Origin of the sequence: Okeania hirsuta (genome assembly GCF_003838195.1) — a bacterium.
GTDB lineage: Bacteria > Cyanobacteriota > Cyanobacteriia > Cyanobacteriales > Microcoleaceae > Okeania > Okeania hirsuta.
Genome location: NZ_RCBY01000234.1, coordinates 1 through 10,953, shown reverse-complemented (window position 1 = coordinate 10,953; position 10,953 = coordinate 1). Strand labels below are relative to the sequence as shown.

Here is a 10,953-nt window from a genome sequence, read left to right as displayed (position 1 = left end):
GATTTCAGATTTGTAGATAATGAGAAATATTTTGCTTAATCAATAGACATAGAGGTGAAAAATAAGATAATTTTTACAGAAGTAGGGAAAAGGTAACAGAGAAGAAATTTTCTGAAAAAAAGCACGAAAAATGCTTTTTATAGCAGTCGCCATTACTGCATTTGATATATCAAAACCTTAAAACTCAGATAACCTCAGATTTTCCTTCTTTCTTCTTACTAAAGCCTAAAACTCAGACAACGCCAGATTTTTCAGCCCTTCAGTCCTTCCTTCTTCCTTCTTCCTTCTTCCTTCTTACTTCTGGAGAAATCTAATAATAAACGATCGCCTTTTATTTGCCCAGAGAAAAACTGACAAAAGTAGCGATCGCTCAGATTCAAATATTTATAATAGCTGTGGTTAAAACAAACTAGAACCTATAAGGAGAAAAGCGCCACACCTTAATCGTGTCATCAAAACTACCACTAATCAAAGTTTTGCCTCGAGGGTCAAAAGTCAAATTCACCCAAGCCGAATGTCCCTTCAGAGTTCCTACCAAACCACCTGTATCAATTTTCCAGAGTTTGATCGTACCGCCAAAATCTCCACTAGCTAGAGTCTTACCATCAGGACTAAACTCCAGAGACTGTACTTTCTCTGAATGACCCATCAAAGTACGTTGAGAGCGCCTAACAACTCGTCGGGGACGATTACTGTCCAAATCCCAAAGTTTAATCGTATTATCCCAACTACCACTAGCTAAAGTCTTACCATCTGGGCTAATAGCAACAGACCATACAGGCCCATCATGTCCTCTGAGTGTGCGTAACAATCTACCATAACGCCAATCCCATAGCTTAACAGTACCATCATTACTACCACTAGCCAGAGTCTGACCATCAGTACTGAAAGCAACAGACTGAACCTCGTCTAAATGTCCATAAAGAGTATATAAAAGTAGACCACTATTCAAATCCCACAATTTAATAGTTTTATCTTTACTCACACTGGCAATAGTATTTCCATCTGGACTAATAGCTACAGAGAACACATCCTTAAGATGACCATACAATGTATTTTTCAAAGTACCACTGTAGATATTCCAAATTTTAATCGTGCTATCACTACTAGAGCTGACTAAAGTACGACCGTCGGGACTAACAGCAACAGACCACACAGGTCCATCATGTCCTGATAATTTACCCAGCTTCTTACCACTACGCAGATGTAACAGTTGAATATTTCCATTCGTACTACCACTGGCAATAATACGACCATTAGGACTAGCTGCGATTGACCAAACTGGGCCCGAAGTGGTCGCTAAAGTTTGTAGTGGAGAAAGTCGGTCTATGATTCCCGTAGATGGAGATATGGGAGGGAGGGTACTAATACTAGAGTCAAAATCATCTACTTTTAGTTGAGGAGACCTTGGTTCTAACTTAGGAATATTAGTGGATGAAGATAATGGCTGAGTTTGGGGAGATGGTAAGCGAGAACTAATAACTAAAGATAATAGAGCGATCGCTGCTGCTCCCCAAGCAGTTACAGTCCACCGTGGTTTCTGTAGGATAACATCTACTGGTGTTGGTCCATATTTGATATCTTTAATAACTTCTGCTACAGACTGATACCGTTGACGATGGTCTCGCTGTACCATTTTGTCTAATATCCGACCGAGATGGCGACTAATGGGATGTTTTAAATAGTCTCGCCACGCCCACTTATCTGCTTTAATATCAAATAGTTCAAAGGGTGAAACCATTGTCAATAGGTAGAGACAAGTTACTCCCAAACTATAAATATCACTGTTGGGGTAGACTTTCCCTTTTGTTTGTTCTGGGGCGGCATATTCAGCAGAACCATTAATACTCCCTATTGATAATAAATCTCCAGTAGCGGAAATTGTCACACCAAAATCGACTAATACAAATTCTTGAGTATTTGTCCCTGGTTTTGTCCGACAAATAATATTTTCTGGTTTAATATCTCCATGAATCAGGTGATGGTCGTGGATAAACTCCAAGACTGGCAACAACTGATTTAATATTTGCCAAATTTTATGTTCGCTAAAGACACCATCTTCTATGAGTTCTGTGGCCAAATCACGGCCTTCGATATACTCTTGTACGAGATAACGGTGGCCATCATGTTCGACAGAGGCTAATAGTTCTGGAATCTGGGGATGTTTACCGATTTTGTCTAGTTGTACTGGGTTACAACTAAAGGTCGGAATAACTTCTTGACCCTGAAAAACTAGGTCTTTTCTGTCGTCCAGACTGACAAACTCTTTAATTATACACGGCGGTTTGGAAGGTTTGTCTTGGTCAATGGCTAGAAATGTATGGCTCCAGACGCTTTCGCCTAAGGGTTTGATGACTTGGTAGCGTTCTTTGAGTATAGGGGGGCAGTTGGATATTCCCCCTATTGTCTCATTTTTTATGACAATTTTCTTGTCAGGGTCTTCTGGATTTTGGCTGTGAGAATTGATGCGAGGATTCATAATCAGCAATCAACTAGCATATTTTTTCTTTGACACTCCACGGACTAAAAGTTGTGTGGATTCTTAAGGGTCATAAATTTGACGGACTTTACCTCACATCAAATTTTACCCTTAACGGCATAGCCAAAGATGCCTCTAGTCTGTCTGGGTTAAACCCATTCAGGTTACTTTTGACTCCAATATTTGCAGCGCCATTTACGTCAGCATTTATCAATTTTCCTTGCCTGGTTCTGTACAAACCGCGCTTTATCCGTCTACCGCTAAAACTTTGTTTAACCGGGTTATTGGCATTAAACACAGGTATTTCATCATGATCTAGAAAACTAGCTTTAGATGTATAAGACTCCTCCTGTTCTTGATAAGTCAAACCATATCTATTACACATAGATTGTAGTTTGAACCTAAAAATATTGTGTGGTATTTGTACAAACTTTTGATTAGTTTTTTTGCCTAGATTGATATTTTGTTTCATACCTGGGTTAACGCCTACAACAATATGGGATATATTGTTATCTCTGCACCAGTTAATTAAATATCTAGCTGCTTTGTTTAAGTAATCTCTAACTTTGTTGTTTCGATTAACTGTAATACTTATTTGTTTTTGGGTTAATTTTTTAATGCTTTGCTTGTCTTTTATAGATTGTCATCTAGCATTTTCTTTGTTGTACCACTGGTTGATTGATTTCAGCTTTCTACCGTCTAGAATAAACGATTACCCAGTATTTGATATACAAGTAGCTAGATTGTCTAAACCAAGGTCAATAGCTAGTGCATTATTAGATTTTACTCCTGATTTTGGGATTTATTCTGTGATAAATTCAACCTCAAAAAAACTAGCATTAAATCTTGGAATTATACGGACTTCTTTTAGATTTTTATTAACTAAAACTAATCCTTGAGGAAAGGGTATTTTTACCGCACCATATTCAGCCTTGAATTTTCTAGACATCGGGATATTAAAATACCCGTTTTTTATTATTATTCGAGGTATTATTAAAGGAAAATACCCTTCTTGATTTAGATATCTAGGTATTCGTATTTTTTCAAATCTATATAGCCCTTCTTTTGCTTTTTGTATTAACCCAAAGAAAGATTTAAAAGACCTGTCTACAACCTTTAAAGTTTGCTGTGCAATATCGGTTTGGAGTAATTGGTAATTTTCATTATTTTTGCAGTGATGGTAATTTGATTCATATCGTAAATACCCGCCTTCAGCAAAATAAAATTGTCTTACTGAATACAGCCCTACATTGTACATATTTTTCGATAATCTGCACAATTGTTTTAAAGCTTTAAATTCCTGGCTAGACAAATTTCTGATTTTGTTTCTTTGGGTTAGGTACATAATATAGTTTTTACGCTATAACATTTATACTAGCAAAACAATATCAAACTGCCAAGGTAATTACGGGTTAAAACCTGTCGGGTAGTTTCCATCAATCTGTTAAAACTGGAACTTTTCCTGCTTACCGAAAGTTAGTGATGATAGTATTTCTTAGATTTTAGCTACAAACTTGAAGAAGGCAGGAGGGAGTAGGGGAGTAGTGGAGTAGGGGAGTGGGGGTGATTGAAGTAATTATAGAGTTATAAACATATACTATATAACCGGATTCTATATTAATTAATAAACCCGCGAAAGAAAAGATAAAGTATAAAATTATTATCATTAGACTTCTTGCAGAAGTCAGGGAATAGGGAATAGGGGGATAAAATTGTTGGTTTCATCTCTTGAATTGATTCAATTAAAAGTTTTGCAAGAGATATATTATTCTTTCTTTTAACGCCCATTATTTGGTGAATTTTTGTTCGACAAAAGTAAAAGTTACTGGTTTCAAATTCCCAGATATTTTCTACATAAACAAAACAGAAGTGCTTTAAACATTAAGCCATCAGTTATTAGCTATCAGCCATTAATTTTGGGGAAAATAAAAGCAATTGAGAAATTGAGAAAAAATAAAAGCTATTGCCAAAGTCCCCGGACTAAATTTTAGAAGTAATTATTCATTATTAATTACTTTTAACGTAGTTCCTCCACAGATTTTTAAGTCTAAAAATATAGTGTTTACTGAGTTACCAAATTATTAATTATTAAATAATTATGGTTTAAAGCCTCCCCTTTTAAGGGAAAAAAAAGAAATAATATCTCCTTATATTCAATCAAGAAAGGTTTTAACCAGAGGTAATTATCAATTATCAATTATCCATTAATGAAAGTTGTTTTTATTCTTTTCTATTCTGTACAGAGGTTGCATGCAATGTCTCTACCTATTCCCTACTCCCTAAAACAAAAGATTTTTGGTCAAACTTCTTATGGCGAAGTCTGCAAATTAAATAAACCTGCTATATATTATAAACTAGGGATGAAAAAATCATCAATCTTTAGTATTAAAGTTAAAACCTCATAATAACTAACAATTAACCATGCCTCTAATCCGAATCAAAAAGTCTTGGGAAATTCCTGAAACAAAAATAACTCCAGAAACTACTTATTTAAACCGTCGTCGGTTTATGAAAAGTCTAATCGGTGTTGGTTTAAGTGCTACTGCATTATCTACTCTTACCAGTTGTGGACGAAACTCCAAAACATCTTTAACTTCAGAAGCAGTAACATTACCAATGACTGGTAAATTCACAATTAATCCTAACTTTTCTGAAGTTGACCGACCTATAACAGACGAAGCTCTTGCCACAAAATATAATAATTTCTATGAATTTGGTGGTAATAAATCTATTTGGCAAGCTGCTCAAGCTTTACCCACTGAAAATTGGAAAGTTGAAGTTAAAGGATTAGTAAAAAATCCTCGTATTTATGACATAGATGAACTACAAAAAAAGTTTCCTCTAGAAGAAAGAATATATCGATTTCGGTGTGTTGAAGCATGGGCAATGGTAATACCTTGGTTAGGTTTTCCCATGAAATTATTAATGGCAGATGTGGAACCAACATCAAAAGCTAAATATGTTCGTTTTACCTCTTTTTACGATGCAGAAATTACTAAAGGTCCTGGTTTTTGGGCTAATGGTTATCCCTGGCCTTATACAGAAGGTTTAAGAATAGATGAAATGGCTAATGAATTAGCTTTTTTTGCAGTAGGAATGTATGGTAAATCATTACCTAAACAGAATGGAGCGCCATTAAGGCAAGTTATTCCTTGGAAGTATGGTTTTAAAGGCGCAAAATCAATTGTAAAAATTGAATTTATAGAGTCAAGACCAGCAACATTTTGGAATACTTTGGTACCAAATGAATATGCTTTTGAAGCAAATGTTAATCCTAATGTGCCTCACCCTCGATGGTCACAAGCAACTGAAAAAGTATTAAGTGAAGGTGCGAGTTGGTCTTGGGAAAAAATCCCAACTTTACCTTATAACGGTTATGGAGAATATGTTGCTAGTCTTTATAGTTAATAGCAGAATTTTTTGTAGGGGAAAAGATGAAAGTTTAGTTGAGAAAAATATAGTTTTATCCCTCATCTAAAATTTGGCATATCTATAGCAGGGAATAGGGAATAGGGAATAGAAAAGAAGAAAAAAAACTGTACCTCAGTAACTTGAGAAACGCCATAGCTGAATTTTTTGTAGGAGAAAAGATGAAAACATAGTTGATAAAAATATAATTTTATTGTTCATCTGAAATCTGGAAGCTCTATAGCAAGGAACGAGTTGGTTAGAACATAGATTGATTATGAATTTGAGAGAGAGAAAAGCTTTTCCCACTGTTCCCTGTTCCCTGTTCCCTGTTCCCTGTTCCCTGTTCCCTACTGTAGGGGTACTTAATTCTCTATCGAAATGCTATATACTTATTAAAAATTTGTAACAACCTAACTAATTTTTAATATGGCAATACAACTAAAAGTACCATCTATTGCTTGTGGTGGATGTGCAGATACTATTACGAAAGCAATCAAAGCTCAGGAATCGGAAGCTGATGTCCAAGTGGATGTGGAGCAAAAAATTGTGACTGTGGAAACCAAAGCATCTGAGGAGTCCATTAAGCAAGCGATCGTTGATGCTGGCCATACAGTTGAATAGAATAAATTTTGCTATAACTAAGCTGGTAACCTGGGGGACTTTCTTTGGACAGACTCCCAGGATTTTTTATAGCAGAAGGAAGAACAAAGAAGGAAAAGTCTTGCGTTGTCTGAGTTTTAAGCTTTTTATTTGACAAGTGAGAGTCATCCAGAAGTAATTGCTGCTTTGCTATTTGGGTTTAAAAGTGAGTCTATTCTGTTTGATTCTCTTTGGCATAGTATTTATGTAAATGAAGAAGATGATGAATATAAAGAGTTTAGTCAAGATGACTATGAGTCTGATTTAGATGAAGATGACCAAGATGAAACTGATGAAGAAATATCCAATGATATAAACATCAAAAAAAAGCAATCATTATCTTGGTTGAATCAGCAATGTTCATCCATAAATATCCAAAAAATAGTTGCACAAATAGCACAAAAATATATTCAGACAAAAACCAGTAATTTAGAAAAAAATGACGTTATTAAATATCCTTTTTATCATGAGATATTTGAGCTACTTTCACAACTGCGTAGTCATCCAAACCAACGTTTTTATCGATTACTGGTAAAGTTGTTTATATTCTTGATACTAAATATAAGTTAGATGACAAACCATCTACAATTGATATTAATCAAGTAGTAGCTTATGCAACTTATAAAAACTGTTATTCAGCAGTCTTGGTTTATCCTCACAAATTAATTCATCCCATAAATCAATTTGTTCTTAAAAGTAAAGTGTGCTTGGGTACTCTCATATTTTCTCTTGATGAAAGCTTAGAAAAAGCAGGTCATTTCAGTTATCAGTTATCATTTATCATTTATCAGTACCTCTAGTTAAAGTCAGAGACTTGAAATATTGAACTTGATTTTTTTTCATCCCCTTGAAAGGGGAGGCTATTGACCTTATTTTTTGGTCAAAAATTTTTAGATAAATTATTAGAATTTTCTGATGAATAATATCATTTCCAGTTGAATACTTATAAATAACAACGGAGTAGTCAGGAGTGAAGAGGGAAGAAGAAATAATACCATTTCTCAAAAACTTTTCTACATTTTATTGAGTAGTAGAGTAGGGGAGTAGGGAAGTGAGGGAGAAGTAAACATAAGAATAATTAACATTAACTGGACTGCTAATTAGGGTTTGCTGAAAAAGTCTTTTAGCAGGGGTAGGAGACAGGAGACAGGAGACAACCCACCCCTAACCCCTCCCAGGAGGGGAAGACAGGAGAAATGGGAAGTTAGAGAAGGTAGGAGTAAGAATTGTCTCAAGATTGTTCTGCCCAGCTCTTCCCTAAAATACTAACTTTTTGAGCATGAAGAGCTGAAACAGGCGCACTTTTTTTGACAAAAAAAAAGGCACTTGTCTTTATATGTCAATGTTTTTAGATTTAATCAGCAAGCCCTAATTAGCAATAAATGATAAAGTTAGTGTTAATAACTTAATAACTGAAGTGTTGCCTAAGTATAGCATTACTTTTAATAATTGGTATAAGAGGAGAAGAAAGTTTTTTCTGAATGCTATTAAACGGACATGATATAAAACAATGCGACAAAAAAAATTGAGGTGGATTTAAACATAAGTATTAAACCCATCTCGGCAAATTTGTCAGTCAAAATTAATACCCTAAAAAAAATAGAGTATATTAAATACTCTAATTAGTTTCCAAGGTAATTACTGTAACTTCTGGTGGGCAAAATAACCTACCTGGAAAATAAGTTCCTAAACCACGATTCACATATAAATAGTTATTTCCAATTTGATGCAACCCCTGAGACCATTCCCAATACTCAACTATTCTGTGACACTTATCCATGAATGGTACAAAAGGTCGTAAAAATTTAGGTATGAGTCTGCGAACAGGTTCTCGATATTGAGGTAGAGGTCCGATAAATGGTAACCTAATCTGACCCCCGTGAGTATGACCAGACAGTTGTAGGTCAATACGCCATTTTTGTAATACTTTAGCGGTATCGGGATTGTGGGATAAGACGATCCGAGGAACCGTTTCATCTATAGATTCGATGACTGCAGTTGGTTTGAAGTTACTAGACCAATAGTCCTCTAACCCTACTAAAGCTAAACCTGAACCCAGAGGATAGACGACTTGATTCAGCAGAATAGGAATGTCTATACGAGTAAAAGCGTCAATGACTTTATCCCTGGCACCTGGATATTCTTCATCGTGGTTACCGAGTACAGCATAGACACCAGCACGACTTTCGAGATATTTCAATCGCAACACTAAATCATATATAGGTGCAGGTTCATCTGTGATAAAGTCACCTGTAAGTAAAATTAAATCTGGTTCGACTTCATTGGTAATAGCGATCGCTTCAGAAAGCAACCGTTCGGATAGTCGCAGTCCGTCATAATGGAAGTCGGTCAAGTGTACGAGTTTTGTCCCTTGTAAATGATTAGGCAACCCAGTAATTTTCAGGGTCAAGTAATCTACCTGCAATTGGCCTGTCAATATCCTGTGCATGGTACATAAACTATTACTACACTAAGGCGCTTATAGCATAGCAAACCAGAATAAGTTAATATGCATTTAAAATGCGTATTAGCAAGTCAAAAGTTAGAAGTAATAAGAGTTTTACCTTTAACGAGGCACACAATAATAAGTCGTTTATATGCATAACAGCTGATAGAACCCCTAAGCGTATCTTTTATTGAAATACAAAGGCTTCAGGAAAGCCGTTTTAAGGAGCCTAACAACTATAAGGGTTCAGGAAACCGAAAAATTATGAAAAATGACTGCCAGAATCATAAAACCCAGATGGGTATTGAACTTGTAACTTCTTAAATAGATACCAAATGGCTTCTATAGGTTCGCAGGTTTAGGAATATGGCATTTTGACAAGATTAATTATCTAAGTCTAGGGGTAGAAAAATAGAGATTTTTTAGCAAAATTTTAGGTTTAATTAGGGTTTGCTGATTAAATCTAAAAGCATTGACATATAAAGGTTTTAGCATTTTTTAGTTGAAAAAAGTCCCAGCTTTGAGATCGCTTAGGTTCAAAAAATTAGCATTTTAGGCGCATAGTTGCGCAGAAAAATCAATGGACTATTCTTCCTCCTACCTCCTCTATAATTCCCATTTCTCCTGACTTCCCCTCCTGGAAGGGGTTAGGGGTGGGTTGTCTCCTGACTCGGTCCTCCTACCCTCACCCATAAGACTTTTTCAGCAAACCCTAATTAAATCAAATAATATAGCAGTCGAAGTAAAGTTTAGAACATATCAAAAGCTTAAAACTCAAACAACGCAATATTTTTTTTCCTTCGCTTCTTCCTTCTTTCCTAGATAACTAAAATCTCCTTCCTTCTTCTGCTATATTAGACATTTATAGCAAATGAACAAACCTTTTTTCCCTTCTAGGAACATTCTATAAAATCTCCTTACCTTCTCTTTCCTCAGATTATTTATTTCTATTTTTTTAGGAATTTCTATTGTGAATAAGTCGATCGATAGAAATTGTATTTAGACTACAACCAGCTAAAAGTATGAAAAAAACTAGGCAATAAATAAGTTGAGAAGATGCTATATCCCACTGTTGTAATAAACAAACTCCAAACATTAACGGCATCATTAATAGAAAACCTGTAATAATTGCGTTCCGTGTTTGCAGCCCAATTATCATTAGAAACCCAGAAATTAATTCTACAGGAGTAGTTAAAGCAGCAAATGGTATAATCACAAAACTTGGTGCTAGTTCTTGAAATCTATCTACCATTGATTGGATAAATCCTCCCATATTTCCAATTCGGACTAGACCATGTACAAAAAAGTTGATTCCAAATACTATTCTTAATAATGTATAGGCTAAAGTTACATCTTTGCGTTTGAGAAAAATTGGAGTTTCAATGTTATTCATTCTGTCATTCCTGTGAGATTTGTCTCTACAAATATTGGCACTAGGTTCTCAGATATAACTCTAAATTTATCATAATACTATCTCCGCTTAATTCGCGTTCTAAAAACTTTCTCTTGCTAATATCATGTCCGGTTGAATACTTAATAAATAACGATGGAGTCAGGGGTCAGGAGTCAGGAGGGAAGAAGAAGGAAGTTTTTTATCGCGCTATTAAACGGATATGATATAGAAATCCTATTTCAGTTGCGGGTAAAAATATTTTTGAATTTAGAGAACCCTTAAGAAGGAACAAGGAATAGAGGTAAAATTTTCAGAGTTTTTATATATCATTAGATTTTTTACAAATGATTTATGATTGCTATATAATCCTCAGTTTTTGTTTTTTATACCCCCAATTCTCTATTTCCTATTACCCCTTAATAATTAATAATTAGGGTTTGCTGAAAAAGTCTTATTGGTGAGGGTAGGAGACAACCCACCCCTAACCCCTCCCAGGAGGGGAAGACAGGATAAATGGGTACTTAGAGGAGGTAGGAGTAAGAATTGTAAGAATGATTTTTCTGCCCAACTATGCGCCTAAAATAC

10 protein-coding genes are annotated in these 10,953 nt (G+C 35.2%); 4 read left to right on the top strand and 6 right to left on the bottom strand.

Annotation, left to right across the window (positions count from 1 at the left end; genetic code table 11):
- Nucleotides 1-251: 251 nt before the first annotated feature.
- The 4 genes from D5R40_RS41460 to D5R40_RS40085 form a co-directional block, all read right to left on the bottom strand.
- Entirely contained in the window at nucleotides 252-380 is a 129-nt protein-coding gene (locus D5R40_RS41460) for a hypothetical protein (RefSeq protein ID WP_275670309.1), read from the bottom strand.
- A gap of 29 nt (nucleotides 381-409) precedes the next feature.
- A complete protein-coding gene (locus D5R40_RS26180; RefSeq protein ID WP_124143931.1) occupies nucleotides 410-2,479 on the bottom strand; it encodes a serine/threonine-protein kinase in 2,070 nt (689 codons plus the stop codon).
- A gap of 88 nt (nucleotides 2,480-2,567) precedes the next feature.
- Nucleotides 2,568-3,068, bottom strand: a complete 501-nt coding sequence (locus D5R40_RS40090) for an IS200/IS605 family accessory protein TnpB-related protein (RefSeq protein ID WP_275670312.1) — start codon at nucleotides 3,066-3,068, stop codon at nucleotides 2,568-2,570.
- Between the two features lie 213 nt (nucleotides 3,069-3,281).
- Complete coding sequence (locus D5R40_RS40085) at nucleotides 3,282-3,824, bottom strand: transposase (protein ID WP_240041657.1); 543 nt, start codon at nucleotides 3,822-3,824, stop codon at nucleotides 3,282-3,284.
- Between the two features lie 1,076 nt (nucleotides 3,825-4,900).
- Here D5R40_RS40085 and msrP point away from each other — a divergent pair.
- From msrP to D5R40_RS36075, 4 genes are all read left to right on the top strand, one after another.
- Nucleotides 4,901-5,887 carry a protein-methionine-sulfoxide reductase catalytic subunit MsrP gene (gene msrP / locus D5R40_RS26170; protein ID WP_124143930.1) on the top strand — a complete coding sequence of 329 codons (987 nt, stop codon included), beginning with the start codon at nucleotides 4,901-4,903 and terminating at the stop codon, nucleotides 5,885-5,887.
- 429 nt (nucleotides 5,888-6,316) lie between these two features.
- A complete protein-coding gene (locus D5R40_RS26165) occupies nucleotides 6,317-6,511 on the top strand; it encodes a heavy-metal-associated domain-containing protein (RefSeq protein ID WP_124143929.1) in 195 nt (64 codons plus the stop codon).
- 129 nt (nucleotides 6,512-6,640) lie between these two features.
- The gene (locus tag D5R40_RS26160) at nucleotides 6,641-7,099 is read left to right on the top strand and encodes a hypothetical protein (protein WP_124143928.1); all 459 of its coding nucleotides are present in this window, start codon (nucleotides 6,641-6,643) and stop codon (nucleotides 7,097-7,099) included.
- 537 nt (nucleotides 7,100-7,636) lie between these two features.
- Nucleotides 7,637-7,798 carry a hypothetical protein gene (locus D5R40_RS36075; RefSeq protein ID WP_161564391.1) on the top strand — a complete coding sequence of 54 codons (162 nt, stop codon included), beginning with the start codon at nucleotides 7,637-7,639 and terminating at the stop codon, nucleotides 7,796-7,798.
- Between the two features lie 349 nt (nucleotides 7,799-8,147).
- Here D5R40_RS36075 and D5R40_RS26155 read toward each other — a convergent pair whose 3' ends face one another.
- The gene (locus D5R40_RS26155; RefSeq protein WP_124143927.1) at nucleotides 8,148-8,978 is read right to left on the bottom strand and encodes a metallophosphoesterase; all 831 of its coding nucleotides are present in this window, start codon (nucleotides 8,976-8,978) and stop codon (nucleotides 8,148-8,150) included.
- 952 nt (nucleotides 8,979-9,930) lie between these two features.
- On the bottom strand, nucleotides 9,931-10,368 hold the full coding sequence (locus D5R40_RS26150) for a DoxX family protein (protein ID WP_124143926.1): 438 nt from the start codon (nucleotides 10,366-10,368) through the stop codon (nucleotides 9,931-9,933).
- Between the last annotated feature and the right edge of the window lie 585 nt (nucleotides 10,369-10,953).